The sequence below is a fragment of the Reinekea sp. G2M2-21 genome (genome assembly GCF_015687175.1).
In the GTDB taxonomy this organism is placed as follows: Bacteria; Pseudomonadota; Gammaproteobacteria; order Pseudomonadales; family Natronospirillaceae; genus Reinekea.
On the sequence record NZ_JADPQG010000003.1, the window covers coordinates 1 to 17297 of the forward strand.

A 17297-nucleotide genomic window follows, 5' to 3' on the forward strand; every position below is an offset into this window, starting at 1 on the left:
CTGCCGTTTCAGTGGTGCGTATCTTAATGATTCAAACCACCGTGTCAACCGTTATTTTTAATTTTTTTCCTTTAAAATCAATCACTTACAAGACTTCAAAAGAAACCAAACTTCGGTTGACTTCCCTGCCGCCTCAGCAGCAGGGAGGCGTATATTAAGGATTTAATTACCCGCGTCAACACCTTATTTGAAATTAGTTAACATTCGCTCGGGGCATATAAAGGTAGCTCAGGATCGAGGTTTTACAAGGCTGGATTTGTAGAATCTCCGAAACACTCGCTCACCGAGCAAAATCAGGATGATTGTTAAATAAACCAATGGCTCAGCCGCTGACGCTCGGCTCTGCATCCACAAATGCAGCCATGCTGCACAGACTGCTATGAAAACACCTTTATGAATGACCACCCAATTTTTTCTTAAACGCCTGACCATCCATCTCGGCGATGTAGCAGCCAAAACAAACAAACAAACCCAGGTGAACATACCAACATAGATAAATGGACGTCTATATAGATCTTCAATAAACAGCGACCAGTCGAACTCAATCCACCCTGCCACGTATGTCGTTAAATGAAGCGTCCCATAGAAGAATGAATACAACCCCAGCATCCGACGATAACGCACTACCGTCTTCATGCCTAAGCGTCGCAACGGTGAGCACGCCAAAGTGACCAATAAGAAACGGAGGGCCCAAAGACCATTTTGTTGCAAATACACCTCAACCGGGTCTACCCCCAACAGACGCGGGAAGAAGAAGAACATTATCGACAAATATACGGAGGGCGCAGCCGCAGTAAGAAACACGACCCACCATAGAATTTTATTTTTCATCAGTAGAAAAGCTTCAGATCCATGTCTTTGTAGAGGCCAGCAACTTCACTGTAGCCATTAAAAAGCTGAGTTGGTATGCGATCGATTTTGCCATCCGCACCAAATCTTCGTTCGGTCGCCTGACTCCAACGGGGATGAGATCGTCCAGGGTTAACGTTACTATAGAAACCATACTCGCGCGGCGCGGCAAGATTCCAGGTCGTCGGGGGTTGTTGATCGACAAATCTGATGCCGACGATGGATTTGATACTCTTAAAACCGTATTTCCAAGGGACCACCAGACGAATTGGAGCACCGTTTTGTACCGGCAGTGCTTCGCCGTACATGCCTATCGCCAGAAAAGCAAGCGGATGAAATGCTTCATCCATACGTAGCCCTTCGACATAGGGCCATTCAATAAATGAAAAGCGATCCCTCTGCCCAGGCATTTCTTCTTTTCGGACAATTGTTTCAAAGGCAACGTATTTGGCCTTGCTGTTTGGCTGAAAACGCCGTAATAGTGATGATAACTGAATCCCAGTCCATGGCACTACCATAGACCAAGCTTCGACACAGCGAAGCCGGTAGATGCGCTCTTCTGTTTGGCTACTGGTAACCAAATCCTCCAGAGACAAAACGCCCGGCTTATCGCAAAGCCCGGAAACGCTTATTTCCCAGGGGTAGGGATTGAAATCGCCTGCGTTTTTGACAGGATCGTCTTTGCCAGTGCCAAACTCGTAAAAATTGTTATACCGCTGAGTATCGTAAGCATCGGTGACAGAATCATCGGTGTCGACACTGCGATATACCGTTGAGTTGATTTTCCGGTTAAGCCAATTAGGTGCGTTTGCTGTTTTGGCTGCAACTAGGGGAGATATCATGCTGGTCATTGCCAGGGCACCTGCCCCCTGCATTATTTGGCGCCGATTTAGAAACATCGACTTGGGTGTAACATGGTTTTCAGATTCGGAGAATCGACGAGTCATAATGAGCCGCCTCCATATTTTATGATTGAGACGGCATTATGACCTCACTCCTGTGCGGAAGTTCCTGATTTATTTTTTTTAAGAAACCTCACCACCTCTAACAGTGGACCATGCAATGCATAAGTCAGTGCAAAGCCTAATAAAACGCGCGCTGGATCTAGCGCGATAAGGGACAGTACCAATACTATTGCCAGCAGAGCAAAAAACGGCACCCTACGTTGAGCACTGATATCTTTGAAGGAGAAGTAGCGCACAGGACTGACCATCATTATGCCAACCAAAGGCGTTAACACCACCATCAGCCAAGACACCTGCTGACCGGTGACACCAAACTCTTCTAGTGACCAGATTGTCGACCAAATTACAGCGGCACCAGCGGGACTGGCTAAACCGATAAAGTATTTTTTATCTACCTTTCCGATCTGCACATTAAACCTTGCCAGCCTTAACGCTGCACCAGCAACATAAATGAATGCAGCAACCCACCCCGCTTTATCCATGCCACTCAATGACCATTGAAAGGCCAAAATAGCCGGTGCCAGACCAAAAGCAATAATATCAGACATACTGTCATACTGTGCGCCAAACTCAGATTGCGTATGTGTCATACGGGCAACACGACCATCGGCACCATCCAGTAACTGTGCAATGAAGATTGCTATACAGGCTTTGGCAAAATCTCCATTTATGGAAGCGATAATCGCGTAAAAGCCAGCAAACAAAGCGCTCGTGGTTAACAGGTTTGGTATCAGGTAAACCCCACGGCGATGATGTGACTCAGCTTGGGGACTCAAGCCGGTTTCGTTTTGTTCAGACTGTTGTGACATTTAACCTATCTCTTGCTGAATTTTCTGTGCTGTTTTCCAGAATGCGTTAACCAATGGGTCCTGCAAGCGCCGATTCAGGACGCAAACACCGACATCAAAGGGCTGGAGTTTTTTATCGACATCGATAGTTTTGATCTTTTGCTGGAGCGGGCTGTTTTCCAAAACCAACTTGGGCACAACACCTACGCCCAAGCCTAAACCCACCATCGCTACAATCGCTTCGTGGCCGGCCACCTGCGCGTATATGTTTGGCTTAACGCTTTGAGATCGAAACCAATGGTCCAGTCGTTTACGGGCTAAACCAAATTCCGACATCACGAAAGGGACTTGCCCCCAAGGAATCGGGTTTTGATCAAGCAATGCCGTTATCGGTCCTTCCACTGCCGGAGCAATAAACTCTAGCGATGTTTCAACCAATGATTTAAACAACAAAGGGTTCGGAAGTTGGTCAGGCAATGGCGCAACGGCGATATCGGCTTCATCATCCATTACTTTCTGAATGGCCTGAGCTGCGTCGCCGGTTTCCAGGATTACTTCAATATTGGGGAATTCTGAGCGAAACAATGTCAATAACTCTGACATGAATGAATAAGTCGCCGTAACAGAGCAATACAGCCTGATTTGGCCAGTCAGCTCAATAGGATTATTCTTCAAACGGTGCTTCAAATCCTGCCAATGTGCCAGAGTCGCTTCAGCGAACTCCCTAAATTGTCGACCTGCCTGAGTCAAGACGACGGTCCGGTTATCCCGTTCAAACAGCGTCGCACCCAATTCATCTTCCAGTCTGGCAATACTACGGCTCAGCGTTGAAGGGCTGACATGCATGGCTTCTGATGTTTTACCGTAATGCAGAGTCTGGGATAAATGTATAAATTGACGTAATGCCCGTAGATCCATATTCCCCTCCTAATTATTCAGCGAATTATGGCATGTCATAGATTACGTTGCAGCATTTGCAACAATATTTCGTTTAAAATTGTTCCGCAGGATCATCCAGGAGGTAAAAAGGCAACTCGGATTTTGAAATTCGCTTTGATCTGAACTAAGTTCAATGAAGTTACCTACGTGAGATACCCACCCCATGAATGCCTATCGTCGTATTATGTCATTGGCATTATTCTTAATTTCCGGTTTGGTTATGACCTGTCATGCCGACACCTTAGCGATCGTAGGTGACGATAAAGCAAAGCCAAAGAATTGGTTGGACTCTACAGGGCAACCCAGGGGCATTATGATAGACCTACTGAACGACGTGTCGAATCGAACAGGAATTGAATTCACGTATGATCTTTCACCCTGGAACCGAGCCTTTACCCTCAGTTCAAATGGGAAAGGCGCGATTATCGGCTTTTCCAAAACCGCAGAAAGACAGCAGCTGTGGGACTTCTCGGAACCGATGTACACAGATGAACTGGTAATCGTCACCACCAAGGCAAAGACCTTTGATTTTACCGGGCTGGCCAGCCTGACCGGAAAACGACTCGCGATCAAAAAAGGCAGTTCTTATGGTGATGACTTTGAGATAGCACGTAAAAACGGGGACATCGCCATTGTCGAGTCCACTGACCGAGCAGGACAGATGCGCATGCTGGAGTTAAACAGGGTCGACGCAGTACTAATCAGCCCCGGTCGGGTGGCATTAGAGACTGTTATCGCAGAAAACGAGTGGTTATCAGAGCATCGTGACGATTTTATCATCCTGCCCCGCGCCTATAAGAAAGATTTAAATTATCTGGGCATTCCAAAAAGCATGGGCAAATCCTATTTGCTCCGAGACATTAACAAAGCGTTGCTAGACATGAGAAAAGACGGTACTTATCAAGCGATTGTTGATAAGAATATCCAAGCTGTTCTTGATCAACTGACGAATAGTCGATAAGAAAAATACATGTCCAATTCAAATAATGACAAAACAAGTAATCGCCTACGTTGGTTTCTATCCAGCGTGGTGGTCGGTTCTATTATTATCCCGGCATTTATTGTCGGCACTATCGAAATCACATTCCGATTCAACGCAGAAATAAACGATCGCAGCACCAAAGAAGCGACAGCCTTGATGGAAGTGTTGAAAGAAGGTCTCAATCCGCCTTTGTGGTCATTCATTCCTGAAAACGCAGAACACCTTATTGACGGTGTCGCCCTAAACTCAGCGGTAAATCGCATTACTGTGACTGATGCCCTGGGCGATCTCTTTGTTGATTACTATCGAGTTGGCTATACCCCAGAACCAGACGCACTGACGTTAACCGACAATGTGGTTCGTGAAGAAAAAATCATAGGCAAGATAGAACTCGAATACAGCTTACAACCGGCACGTACGCAAGCCCGGCTCGAAACGCAACAAGTTCTGATCATCACCACCGCACAGGTATTGCTGTCGTTAACCGTTATTTTGTTCATCATTAATCGTCGAGTGAACAAACCGCTGGCTAAACTTAAGGAGTTCGCACACGAAGTGGCCAGAAAGAATTTCGATGCAAATATCACGACTGTGCACGACGATGAGTTTTCGGATTTGGCCGATGAGCTCGATTTTATGAAAGTTGCCTTGAAAGAGTCGTTTGACCACTTAGAAGATCGCGTAAAGCAGCGCACTGAAGACTTAACACGGGTCAATAAAGAGCTAACCGAAACCGTACAACGACTGGAAGACGCGAAAGACAGCCTGGTTCAGACTGAGAAACTGGCTGCGCTCGGTGCTCTGGTCGCAGGCGTTTCCCATGAACTCAACACCCCGATTGGCAACGGCCGGGTCATGTCTTCGTCACTGTATGAAACAGCGAAACAGCTGAAGGCTAACTTCGAAAATGGAAAAATGACCAAAAGCCAATTCGAAAGCGCACTGGATGAGATACTGCAGGGGGCGAACCTGATTGAAAGGAACCTTCTGAAAGCCGTCAATCTGGTTCAGAGCTTTAAAAAAATCGCAGTCGATCGCACCAGCGACAGTCGACGGGTGTTTAAAATCAACGAATTCATCCATGAGATTGAGTCAACACTTCACCATATCTTCAAATCGAAACCTTATGAACTGGTTGTTGATCTTGAAGAACAGGACGCCGAGCTGAACTCCTTTCCTGGCGTACTCAGCCAGATCATTTCAAACCTGATCAACAATTCCATCATGCATGGATTCGAAAATCAGTCCACGGGCACCGTCACTGTGTCGACCCGAAGCCAAGGGAGTTCGATAGACATTACCGTAAGTGACGATGGAATCGGCATGACAGATGACGTTAAAAAACGCATCTTTGAACCTTTCTTCACCACCAAAATGGGCAAAGGTGGCAGCGGCTTGGGCATGCATATCGTGCACAACCTAACCACTGTCTCGTTGGGCGGCCAACTCAACGTGCAATCTGAAGAAGGAAAAGGGACAACGGTGACCTTGAGCATTCCGCTCCAGGCACCCACAACAGACAAGGAAAAATCGGAAGCCAAAAAGGCACAACAAAGTCCGCCACCCTCGTCAACAAACTAAATCGCTGTTGAAACAACATCTGCGACACTCTGTTACAAAACCGCAATGACGGAAAACTAGTTAATTTGGCCTTAGAATGCGATCAATATCTGACCATTTCGCCGCAAATACCGGCAATCCACACTAAAACTGATTCAAGTCAGTTTTTGCAACACTTGATTGCCAACAATTCATTTTAAGCAACACCATCCTTTGGTTAGACTGCGCTTTAACCGTGGTATGAAACCACTTCCAGATTTTTATAGGTAACAGAATGAGTAACTATTTCAACACCCTGAATTTACGCGAGCAATTGGCTCAGTTAGGCCAATGCCGTTTCATGGACCGCAGTGAATTTGCCGATGAATGTGATTTTTTGAAAGGCAAAAAGGTCGTGATAGTCGGTTGTGGCGCGCAGGGTCTTAACCAGGGTTTGAACATGCGCGACTCTGGTTTGGATGTTTCTTATGCCTTGCGTCAAGCAGCCATCGATGAGAAGCGTCAAAGCTGGAAAAACGCCAATGAAAATGGCTTTAACGTGGGCTCATACGAAGACCTGATTCCAACGGCCGATCTGGTCGTTAACCTCACTCCAGATAAACAGCACTCTTCTGTGGTCAATGCAGTTATGCCGCTCATGAAGCAAGGGGCTGCGCTGGGTTATTCTCACGGCTTCAATATTGTTGAAGAAGGCCTGAAAGTTCGTGAAGACATTACGGTCGTCATGGTTGCACCTAAGTGTCCTGGTACCGAAGTGCGTGAAGAATACAAGCGCGGTTTTGGGGTGCCTACCCTGATTGCCGTACACCCGGAAAATGACCCAAAAGGCGAAGGTATGGCAATCGCTAAGGCATGGGCAGCAGCAACGGGCGGCCATCGCGCCGGTGTCTTGCAAAGCTCTTTTGTTGCCGAAGTTAAGTCAGACCTGATGGGTGAACAAACCATTCTGTGTGGCATGTTGCAAGCTGGTTCGATTCTATGCTTTGACAAAATGGTCGCTGATGGCATTGACAGCACCTATGCTGCGAAACTTGTTCAATATGGTTGGGAAACCGTTACCGAAGCCTTAAAACTGGGCGGTATCACCAACATGATGGATCGTTTAGACAACCCATCTAAGTTGCGTGCATTTGAGCTGTCAGAAGAAATGAAAGACATCATGCGTCCGTTGTTCCGCAAACACCAAGACGACATCATCAGCGGTGCATTTTCGTCTGGCATGATGGCGGATTGGGCAGCAAATGATAAAGATCTGTTGAACTGGCGTGAAGAAACCGGCAAAACAGCCTTTGAGCAAGCCCCTGAAGTGGCTAATGATCTGGATGAGCAGGAATACTTTGATAAGGGTATTTTGATGGTTGCCATGGTGAAGGCCGGTGTTGAGTTGGCTTTCGAAACCATGGTTGAGAGCGGCATTATCGAAGAGAGTGCTTACTATGAATCTCTGCACGAGCTGCCGTTGATTGCCAACACCATTGCCCGTAAAAAATTGTACGAAATGAATGTGGTCATCAGCGACACCGCTGAATATGGGAATTACTTATTCGCCAATGCGGCGATTCCTTTGCTGGCCGACACTATCATGCCAAAGGTAACAACAGAGGTTATCGGTAAGGGCTTGAACAGCAAGTCTAACTCTGTAGACAACCTGGCGCTGGTCAAAGCCAATGAAGCCATCCGCAACCACCCTATTGAATACATTGGTGAAGAGTTACGTGGTTATATGACTGACATGAAACGAATTGTAGAAGTTTCCTGACAGTTAACGATCTCAGTGAGGTCCCCAAAAGGGAGTGAGCGTTAGCCCGCACATTGTGCGGGCTTTTTTTGCCTGACTATTCTGTCATCCGCTTGTTCGCACGCTCAATTTGCTGAGCCATGGTCTCCATAGTCGACAACACCAACTCAGGTCGGGTTTCGATCAGTGAGCGAAACTTGTCATACGCCACACGCACTGCTGAACAGGGGCCGTCAGCTACCACCGTGGCAGTGCGCGTTGTTTTCAACAACATGGCCTGCAATCCTATGATTTCGTTCTCTTTGGCCACACCTACCTGCTTCCCCTGCACGGTGACCTTGGCTTTACCTTGTATCAAGGTATAAACGGAATCGGCACTTTCGCCCTCTTTAATGATTTCCTCACCAGATTTAAAGAATTCAAAACCCGGCATGGGATCTGGCGGTACCTGAGTATTGTGGTTTAACAGGCTCATGACCAGGTCACTAAACCCATGAATAACACTCGGTATCACGGCTTGAGGGACGCCCTTCCAGGTCCAGACATCCAAAGTCACGGCGCCTTCCTGATACCACTGCATCACGCCACCTGGATATCCCAACCAACAATCACCGGACTCTAGGGCCATAACGCGGTTATCGTCCATCTTCAATCCAATCAGGCCATCCACAACACGAACCAGCGCCCAATCTTCTGCCGGTGTTTCCGCCAACTCTTCCCGCTTGAAGACCATCCGTGTCGACTTTCCCGCATCAAAGTTCTTTAACGCAAAAAATTGTTGAGTTTGAGCTTTGTGAATCCAGCTTTCGGGATGTTTAACCATCAATAACATAGCGGTTACTCTTCGATCATCAATTCAGAAATTTGGTCTGTGCGGGCAATCGCGTAAGCGTAGGCGTCACTTAAGTCCGCCAAGGTTAGTCCTAATTCGCTCAATTGATTTGCGGGTATTTGATCCCATTGTGAATGCATATACTTCACAACCACAGACAACAGCTGGCCAGTCTCGCCAGCTTTTAGCACCACAGCATCGCGCAACTCATGCGACAAGGGTAAGACTTTCATCAATTGCTCCAATGGATAGTCAAACCACGCATCCAGGCAACTTAACAATCCTGCGGAAAAACTCATCTGCTGAACTTCGGCGGAAAACTTCGTACTCAGATTTTCACACATATAGGCGCGCATCAAACTCTCCGTTTGCAACTCATCTGGTTTGTGATTGAGCTTGCCCAGGCTCACCAGGGTTGCCCAACTGCGGATGCGGTTAATGCCAAGAATCATCACAGCATGACTTATAGAATCCACTTCCTGTACTCGTCGATAAAACGAAGAATTCACCAGTTTCAGTAACTTGTAGGACAAAACCACATCGCGTTTCACGATGTCGGTTAAGCGCTGAATGTCTACTTCCGGTTGATACAGCTCCCGAATCAGATCAAAAATCGCCCGTCTATTGGCGTCCAGAATATGCCCGCGCACCACTTCGGGTTTGCAAAAGAAAAACCCCTGAAACAGGTCGAAGCCTAGTGATTGGCAATACTTGAACATATCATGGCTTTCAACTTTTTCTGCCAGTAATCGGACAGAATGTTGACTTAAAGTGTCGACAGCCTCGGCCAGATCTTGCTCGCTGTATGTAAGGACATCCAACTTCACAATGTGAACAACGTCTATCAGCTCAGGTCGATAGTTAGTCATTTCAAAATCATCCAACGCGACCTGAAAACCGCGTTTACGTAACTGCTCGATTTCCGCAGGCAAAGTGCCGATGTGATGTTCATCCTCCAGGACTTCCACAATCAGAAACTCCCGGGCAAAGGTGGGTATTGCAGACATCATGGTGCGCCCGACATTCAAAAAGCCTGGCTTGCCATTCAATACCTGGGGGGCACTGCTTTCGGTGTAGGCGTGCAGAAGCACCGAGCGGGTTGCCAGATCCCCATCGATAAACTCAGCCTTATCGGACTCGCCATTACGGAACAACAGTTCGTAGCCATAAACCTGCTGACGCCCGTCAAATATGGGCTGTCGCGCAAATAATACTTTTTCCTGCAAGGACTCCACCGAATAGATTGAATTGAAATGAATTGCGTCGTTAGGTTAACTATAGCAACCTTCTGCCAGTTTGCTGGCCCGACATGAATGGATTTTAAAGGAATCTGAGTATGGTGATTCAGATCGGTTTACGTTGTAAACCAGACTGGCTGTGCAATGGGATTGGCTGGGGTCTGGCCTTGATACTTGGCCTGTTGATGCTTGGGCTTGGGCTGAAAATTGCCAAAGAAGTCAAAAACCGGCGTCAAAAGAAATATGCTATTCGATTCAGACGCGACAAGCGTAAATGACCCGCGCAAGCGGACAGCTCGTCCGCCGCGCTTGGTCGGCTGAGTCTTTAAAGGCTCAATACCTTTTCACCACGGGCTACGCCAGATACCCCCGTCCGGGCAACTTCCATGATCGTTGTACCGGACAATGACTCTAGAAACGCCGCGAGCTTTTCCTCATCACCGGTCACCATAATAGTGTAGGTGGTCGGCGTAACATCGATAATCTGCGCTCGGAATATATCGGATGTGCGTTTTACTTCTTCACGCTGGGCACCGGCGGCACGGACTTTTACCATCATCAGCCCGCGTTCGACATGGGTCCCTTCGGTTAAATCGACAACCTTAACGACCTCCACCAGCTTATTAAGCTGCTTGGTTATCTGCTCGATAATCTGATCATCACCCCGGGTCACCAGCGTCAGACGCGACAAAGTAACATCGTCCGTAGGGGCCACATTAAGTGAATCAATGTTATAACCACGTTGCGCGAACAAACCAACCAAACGGGCCAACGCACCAGACTCATTTTCCATTAAAACTGACAGTATATGTCTCATTAGGTGCGCTCCGTTTTGCTTAAGAACATATCGCACATGGCACCATTCGGTACTTGCATCGGATAAACGTGTTCTTCCGGATCAATCCGGACATCAATAAACACGGCTTTGTCGCGAATTGCGAGCGCTTCTTTCAGCTTGCTTTCCAGATCTTCCGCGCGATCGACAACGATACCAACATGGCCATAGGCTTCCGCTAACTTGGCAAAATCAGGCAGGGAATCCATGTAGGAATGGGAGTATCGAGACTCATAGTTCATATCCTGCCATTGTCGCACCATGCCCAGGTAACCGTTATTCAGACACAAAATCTTAACCGGCAGCCCATATTGGCGACAGGTAGACAGTTCCTGAATATTCATTTGAATTGACCCTTCCCCGGTGACGCAGACGACATCGGCATCCGGATAATTGAGCTGAACCCCCATTGCGGCGGGAAGACCAAAGCCCATCGTGCCGAGACCTCCGGAGTTGATCCAACGATTCGGCTTGTTGAACTTGTAGTACTGCGCGGCAAACATCTGGTGTTGACCCACATCGGAACAGACATAGGCATTGCCCTGAGTTACTTTGCTCAAGGTCTCAATGACGAACTGTGGTTTCATCAGCTTGGAATCATCGGTGCGGTAACGTCCACCATGACGGGTGCGCCACTCCGCAATTTGTGACCACCAACGATCCAAGGCGGCATCATCGACATGTAATGACGAATTATCAATCTGTTCCAACATTTCGGTTAATACCGCTTTGACAGGGCCAACAATGGGCAAGTCCGCCTGGATATTCTTTGAAATGGACGCCGGGTCAATATCAATATGAATGAGCTTCGCGTCAGGACAGAACTTCGCGGTATTGTTGGTCACACGGTCATCAAGACGTGCACCAATCGCTAAGATAACATCACAGTTATGCATAGCCATGTTCGCTTCATAGGAGCCATGCATACCCAGCATACCCAGGAACTGTTCGTCGGTGCCCGGAAAACCGCCGAGCCCCATTAAGGTATTGGTTACCGGAAAATTCAGCGTTTTAGCCAGTTTGGTCAGCTCCTTGGAGGCTCTGCCAAGGATGACACCACCACCGGTGTAAATTACCGGTTTTCTGGCCTGCATCAGCATGTTGACCGCTTTGCGGATCTGCCCACTGTGCCCTTTCTTAACCGGGTTATAAGAGCGCATTTTAACCCGCTCCGGGTATTCATAAGGAAACTTGACGTTTGGCATGGTCATATCCTTCGGAATATCCACCACAACTGGTCCCGGTCGTCCGCTCTCAGCAATATAGAAAGCTTTTTTGATGATACCCGGTATATCTTTCGGATCTCGGACAATCATATTGTGTTTCACCACAGGGCGGGAGATACCCACCATGTCGGTTTCCTGAAAGGCGTCACCACCGATCAAATGGCTCATTACCTGTCCGGTAATAACCACCATTGGAATGGAATCCATGTAGGCTGTTGCAATTCCGGTAATCGCATTCGTTGCGCCTGGACCCGAGGTAACCAGAACAACGCCGGCTTTACCAGACGCCCGCGCATAGGCATCGGCCATATGAGTCGCGGCTTGTTCGTGACGTACCAGAATGTGTTTGATTTTGGTTTGCTGATGCAAGGCGTCGTAGATATGCAGTACGGAACCGCCTGGATAGCCGTAAATATATTCAACACCCTCGTCATGCAATGCACGACAGAGCATTTCACCACCAGAAAGCATTTCTGGCTGCTGCTGTGATTTTGACATTTTTTGTTGGACCTTCGCTGCGGTTCAGGAACGCGTTCGCCCTGCGGGCATATCTTCAGCGCGTGTTCAAATGGCAAGACCGGTAAGCCTGACCACCAACACAACCGACCGGTTGTCGAGGAATCCTCACAACGCAGACATCGATATTGCTGCCTGTAACCTTTGTGCATGAACTGACCTGACGGCCAGCGGTTACCGCCATTCTAGCCAGCGGTTAAAGAATGTCCACCAATAAATGGCGCTTTCGGGCAGAAAAAGAAGGCTTCGCTCGCTGTAAAGTGCTTGTCTGAGAATCGATTTAAAAAAACGCCGGTGAGTCACCGGCGTTCTGCGTTTGTGAAGGTCAACTCTTGTGAAATTCAATGGTATCGCTGATGAGCTGCGCAACAATTTTATCCCCGGCTTCAAAATCGCCTCTTAACAATGCAGATGCCAAGGGGTTCTCCAACTCGCGCTGAATAGCACGTTTTAATGGGCGAGCCCCGTAAACAGGATCGTAACCGGCTGCACACAGTTTATCCATGACAGCATTGCTGATTTCCAATCCCAACTCTTGATCGCCGAGTCGTTCGTGCAGTTGTTGCAACTGAATTTTTGCAATTCCGCGAATCTGCTCCTGACCTAAAGGGTGGAACACAACGACTTCATCGAGTCGGTTAATAAACTCCGGACGGAAATAACCGCCGACGACGTCCATCACTGCGCTCTTCATTTCCTCATAGTTAGCCTCCCCGGCCAGATTTTGAATCTGATCGGAACCCAGGTTTGACGTCATCACGATCACGGTATTGCGGAAGTCGACGGTGCGGCCCTGGCCATCGGTTAAACGGCCATCATCCAATACCTGTAGCAGGATATTAAAGACATCAGAGTGTGCCTTCTCGACTTCGTCGAGCAAGATAACGGAGTAAGGTTTGCGGCGTACCGCTTCGGTCAAATAACCCCCTTCTTCATAGCCCACATATCCCGGAGGCGCACCAATCAGTCGGGCCACAGAGTGTTTCTCCATGAACTCGGACATGTCTACTCGCACCATCGCTTCCGTGGTGTCAAACAGAAACTGTGCCAGCGATTTACATAACTCTGTTTTACCCACACCAGTTGGCCCCAGAAACAGGAACGACCCATTCGGACGATTCGGGTCAGAAAGGCCGGATCTGGAACGACGAATCGCGTTACTGACCGCGACCACGGCTTCTTCCTGGCCGACGAGCCGATCGTGCAAGACCTCTTCCATACGCAGCAACTTATCCCGTTCACCTTCCAGCATTTTATCAACCGGAATCCCGGTCCAGCGGGAAATAACATTCGCGATAGACTCATCAGTGACCTTGTTGTGCAACAACTGCATATCCATCATTTCAGCCTGACTGGCCATATCCAGCTGTTTTTCAAGCTCTGGGATCTTACCGTATTGCAGCTCTGACATACGGGCCAGATCACTGGTGCGACGCGCGGCTTCCAGATCGACCCGCGCCTGTTCTAACTGTTCTTTGATGTGCTGCGACCCCTGCACGGCCGCTTTCTCAGTGATCCAGATTTCTTCCAAATCAGCGTATTCCCGTTCAGCCTCAACAATGGCTTCTTTCAGCTTTTCCAAACGGGACTTGGCCTGCAGGTCACTTTCTTTTTTCAGCGCTTCGGCTTCAATTTTCAACTGAATAAGGCGTCGTTCCAAACGATCCATTGATTCCGGTTTGGAGTCTATTTCCATGCGTATGCGACTGGCTGATTCGTCAATCAGGTCAATGGCTTTGTCAGGTAGCTGACGATCGGATATGTAGCGCTGCGACAACTTCACGGCCGCAATGATGGCGCCATCCGTGATGGTCACACCATGATGCACTTCATAGCGCTCTTTGAGGCCACGCAAGATGGCGATGCTGTCTTCCTCGGTGGGTTCAGTGACCAAGACCTTCTGGAAACGCCGCTCCAGCGCACCGTCTTTTTCAATAAATTGGCGGTATTCATCTAAGGTTGTAGCGCCGACACAATGTAGCTCACCGCGGGCAAGCGCTGGCTTCAGCATATTGCCGGCATCCATTGCGCCTTCGCTTTTACCCGCACCAACCATGGTATGCAACTCGTCAATAAACAGAATAATCTGACCTTCTTGTTTGGCCAGCTCATTGAGTACGGCTTTTAACCGCTCTTCAAATTCCCCGCGGTATTTCGCACCGGCCAATAGCGCGCCCAAATCCAAAGACAAGACGCGCTTATTTTTCAGGTTTTCAGGAACTTCACCATTGATAATGCGTTGCGCTAACCCTTCGACAATGGCGGTTTTACCCACCCCCGGTTCGCCAATTAGCACAGGGTTGTTTTTACGACGACGCTGTAAGACCTGAATGGTCCGGCGGATTTCATCATCTCTTCCGATAACCGGATCGAGCTTGCCGGCTTCGGCGCGCTCGGTCAGATCAACTGTATATTTGTCCAGCGCCTGCCGGTTTTCTTCAGCTTCAGCGCTGTTGACGGATTCACCGTTGCGGATGTCTTCAATCGCACTGGCGAGCACATCTTCACGTAAACCGGCTTCCTGCAGAAGTTTTGCGATGCGTGAGCGGTCCTGCAGCATGGCCACAAGCACCAGTTCACTGGATATGTACTGGTCTTTGCGTTGCTGGGACAGTTTGTCGGCACGGTTTAAAACTCTACCAAGGTCATTGGACATGTGTACGTCATCGTCTGCACCCGACACCTTAGGCAATTGGCTTAAAGATTCTTCTGCGGCGACTTTCAAACTCTGAATGTTGACACCGGCTTTCTGCAACAAGCTGGTAACCGATGCGCTTTTTTGATTCATCATGGCTAACAGTAAGTGCACTGGTTCAATGAAACTGTTGTCGTGACCAAGAGCAACGGACTGAGCATCGGACAACGCGATTTGTAAACTACTGGTTAAACGATCGATGCGCATGATTTTTCCTCACCTATCAAGTTCATATGCCTAAACGTGAGGGTAATTAACCTGAGAATCAAGTGGTTATTTTATCGACAAGTGCGAAACGACGTGCATCGCAAAATAATTGCAATCCTCTGGCGATGTTAAGAATAACAATAGGAAGGCTTGTGCCGCTAACGGCTGACTCGCCAGATCAGATTTGCCATCCGACCGGTCAAACCGTCACGCCGGAAGGAATAAAACCTGTCTGCGTTGGCATAGGTGCAAATATCCGACAAATAGACTTGGCTTACCCCCAAGCCTCTAAGTTGGGCAGAGGCTAACCCAGCAAGGTTACACCAGTATTTGTCGGGTTGATTCCCAGGCAGAAAGTTAGTATCTACTCCTGGCCAACCTGCAAATACCTCGCGAACGTCGTCACCAACCTCAAAATGAGCCTGGGATATGGCGGGTCCGATGCCGCAAGCGACCTCGGATTGAGTAAAGGCTGCTAACGTATTTGCCAAAACACCGTTGGCCAGCCCCCGCCAACCGGCATGGGCGACGGCGACTTGACTGCCACACAGTGACCAGAAAAAGACCGGCAAACAGTCAGCGGTCATCACACAACAGGCAGTCCCGACTTGCCGGGTATAGGTCGCATCTAACGCATCAATACAATTAGCGGTTTCTGCCAAGGCGACGTTGGTCGAGTGTGTTTGATTTAACCAGCGGATATCCGGCTGCCCCTTCAGTCGATTGCGCAACAGCTCTCGGTTCAAATCCATGTTAACATCGCCAGCAACGTGCCTGGCGACGTTATTGTGCGCAAAAGCACCTCGGCTGAAACCGGACTCGCGAGTAGACCAGCCCATAAACACGTTTGCTGGCGAAGGCCAGGGGGCGTAATTAAAACTCAATAGTCGTCTGTCCCGTAGAGTTCTAACTCTGCTTCCATTGCGGCTATCAACTGCTCAAAGTCGTCAGGAATGTCCGCTTCCCACTGCATCAGATCGCGAGTGATCGGATGCACCAGTTCGAGAAAACCTGCGTGCAGCGCCTGGCGCTTGAAGTTTTTCAAAACCGCCATGACCTCACTGGACACCCCTTTTGGCAAACGGGAACGTCCGGCATAAAGCGGATCACCCACCAGTGGATAACCGATATGTGACAAGTGCACCCGAATTTGATGGGTACGGCCCGTTTCCAATTTACAGCGCACCAAGGTGTGATTGCGGAAACGCTGTTCTACCCGATAGTGAGTAACTGAATCTCGACCCATACCTTCTGGTGCCACGGCCATCTTGGTACGGTGTTTTGGATGCCGGTCGATAGGCTCATCAACGGTACCACCACCGGTCATCACGCCCATACACATGGCCCAATATTCTCTTCCCATCGAGCGGTCCTGCAGCTGCGCGGCCAATGACGTTTGCGCTTGCAGTGTGCGCGCGACGACCATCAATCCGGTGGTATCTTTGTCCAGTCGATGAACGATTCCAGCCCTCGGGATAGCCGCCAACTCAGGGTATCGATACAGCAGACCGTTCAGCACCGTGCCGGAAGGTGTACCGGCACCGGGATGCACAACCAAACCGGCGGGCTTGTTAATGACAATAATCTGCTCATCTTCGAAGACGACATCCAGCGGTACGTCTTCGGCCTGCCAGTGTTCATTGGCTTCCAGAACAGCGTCTATCGTCAATGTTTCCCCGCCGACAAGCTTCTCTTTGGGTTTCAGTGTTTTGCCATTGACGGTCAGTTGTCCGTTTTTAATCCATGACTGAATTCGAGACCGTGAATAATCCGGAAATAGCTTGGCGGCAATCTGGTCGAAACGTGTATGACCCATGTCGGCCGGGACAATTTGCGTTTCCTTTATAGTTTCTGAAGCATCAGTCATTGGAGGGGAGAGGTTCCTGTGGTTACAATAGCGCCCATTTTACTGATTTAATGAGAATAA

Annotated in this window: 15 protein-coding genes; 4 read left to right on the top strand and 11 right to left on the bottom strand. The window is 48.7% G+C overall.

Annotated elements, in window-relative coordinates:
• Nucleotides 1–228: 228 nt before the first annotated feature.
• The 4 genes from IYN85_RS12295 to ilvY are packed head-to-tail and all read right to left on the bottom strand — an operon-like array spanning nt 229 to nt 3520.
• Nucleotides 229–831: a sulfite oxidase heme-binding subunit YedZ gene (locus IYN85_RS12295; protein ID WP_196159210.1), complete on the bottom strand. Its 603-nt coding sequence runs from the start codon at nt 829–831 to the stop codon at nt 229–231.
• A complete protein-coding gene (gene msrP, locus IYN85_RS12300; protein ID WP_196159211.1) occupies nt 831–1796 on the bottom strand; it encodes a protein-methionine-sulfoxide reductase catalytic subunit MsrP in 966 nt (321 codons plus the stop codon). Before msrP ends, IYN85_RS12295 begins: the two co-directional genes overlap by 1 nt.
• Nucleotides 1797–1840: 44 nt before the next feature.
• Nucleotides 1841–2623 carry a CDP-diacylglycerol--serine O-phosphatidyltransferase gene (pssA, locus tag IYN85_RS12305; protein WP_196159212.1) on the bottom strand — a complete coding sequence of 261 codons (783 nt, stop codon included), beginning with the start codon at nt 2621–2623 and terminating at the stop codon, nt 1841–1843.
• Nucleotides 2624–3520, bottom strand: coding sequence for an HTH-type transcriptional activator IlvY (ilvY, locus tag IYN85_RS12310; RefSeq protein WP_196159213.1), 897 nt, complete (start codon nt 3518–3520; stop codon nt 2624–2626).
• A gap of 184 nt (nt 3521–3704) precedes the next feature.
• On the opposite strand from ilvY, the gene IYN85_RS12315 reads away from it, so the two are divergent.
• From IYN85_RS12315 to ilvC, 3 genes are all read left to right on the top strand, one after another.
• Entirely contained in the window at nt 3705–4502 is a 798-nt protein-coding gene (locus tag IYN85_RS12315; protein ID WP_196159214.1) for an ABC transporter substrate-binding protein, read from the top strand.
• 9 nt (nt 4503–4511) lie between these two features.
• Nucleotides 4512–6104: a sensor histidine kinase gene (locus IYN85_RS12320; RefSeq protein ID WP_196159215.1), complete on the top strand. Its 1593-nt coding sequence runs from the start codon at nt 4512–4514 to the stop codon at nt 6102–6104.
• Between the two features lie 253 nt (nt 6105–6357).
• Nucleotides 6358–7842 carry a ketol-acid reductoisomerase gene (ilvC, locus tag IYN85_RS12325; protein WP_196159216.1) on the top strand — a complete coding sequence of 495 codons (1485 nt, stop codon included), beginning with the start codon at nt 6358–6360 and terminating at the stop codon, nt 7840–7842.
• A gap of 76 nt (nt 7843–7918) precedes the next feature.
• Here ilvC and IYN85_RS12330 read toward each other — a convergent pair whose 3' ends face one another.
• Both IYN85_RS12330 and IYN85_RS12335 read right to left on the bottom strand, forming a co-directional pair.
• Nucleotides 7919–8653, bottom strand: coding sequence for a Crp/Fnr family transcriptional regulator (locus IYN85_RS12330; RefSeq protein WP_196159217.1), 735 nt, complete (start codon nt 8651–8653; stop codon nt 7919–7921).
• A gap of 5 nt (nt 8654–8658) precedes the next feature.
• Entirely contained in the window at nt 8659–9879 is a 1221-nt protein-coding gene (locus tag IYN85_RS12335) for an EAL and HDOD domain-containing protein (RefSeq protein WP_196159218.1), read from the bottom strand.
• A gap of 110 nt (nt 9880–9989) precedes the next feature.
• Here IYN85_RS12335 and IYN85_RS12340 point away from each other — a divergent pair, with 110 nt between their 5' ends.
• Nucleotides 9990–10169 carry a hypothetical protein gene (locus IYN85_RS12340; protein ID WP_196159219.1) on the top strand — a complete coding sequence of 60 codons (180 nt, stop codon included), beginning with the start codon at nt 9990–9992 and terminating at the stop codon, nt 10167–10169.
• A 47-nt stretch (nt 10170–10216) separates the two neighbouring features.
• Here the strand turns inward: IYN85_RS12340 and ilvN are convergent, their stop codons facing one another.
• The 5 genes from ilvN to rluD form a co-directional block, all read right to left on the bottom strand.
• Nucleotides 10217–10708, bottom strand: a complete 492-nt coding sequence (gene ilvN, locus IYN85_RS12345; protein WP_196159220.1) for an acetolactate synthase small subunit — start codon at nt 10706–10708, stop codon at nt 10217–10219.
• Nucleotides 10708–12450, bottom strand: coding sequence for an acetolactate synthase 3 large subunit (locus tag IYN85_RS12350; protein ID WP_196159221.1), 1743 nt, complete (start codon nt 12448–12450; stop codon nt 10708–10710). Before IYN85_RS12350 ends, ilvN begins: the two co-directional genes overlap by 1 nt.
• A 343-nt stretch (nt 12451–12793) precedes the next feature.
• The gene (gene clpB / locus IYN85_RS12355; RefSeq protein ID WP_196159222.1) at nt 12794–15370 is read right to left on the bottom strand and encodes an ATP-dependent chaperone ClpB; all 2577 of its coding nucleotides are present in this window, start codon (nt 15368–15370) and stop codon (nt 12794–12796) included.
• A gap of 158 nt (nt 15371–15528) precedes the next feature.
• Nucleotides 15529–16254 carry a peptidoglycan editing factor PgeF gene (gene pgeF, locus IYN85_RS12360; RefSeq protein ID WP_196159223.1) on the bottom strand — a complete coding sequence of 242 codons (726 nt, stop codon included), beginning with the start codon at nt 16252–16254 and terminating at the stop codon, nt 15529–15531.
• Nucleotides 16251–17237, bottom strand: coding sequence for a 23S rRNA pseudouridine(1911/1915/1917) synthase RluD (rluD, locus tag IYN85_RS12365; protein WP_196159224.1), 987 nt, complete (start codon nt 17235–17237; stop codon nt 16251–16253). Before rluD ends, pgeF begins: the two co-directional genes overlap by 4 nt.
• Nucleotides 17238–17297: the final 60 nt, after the last annotated feature.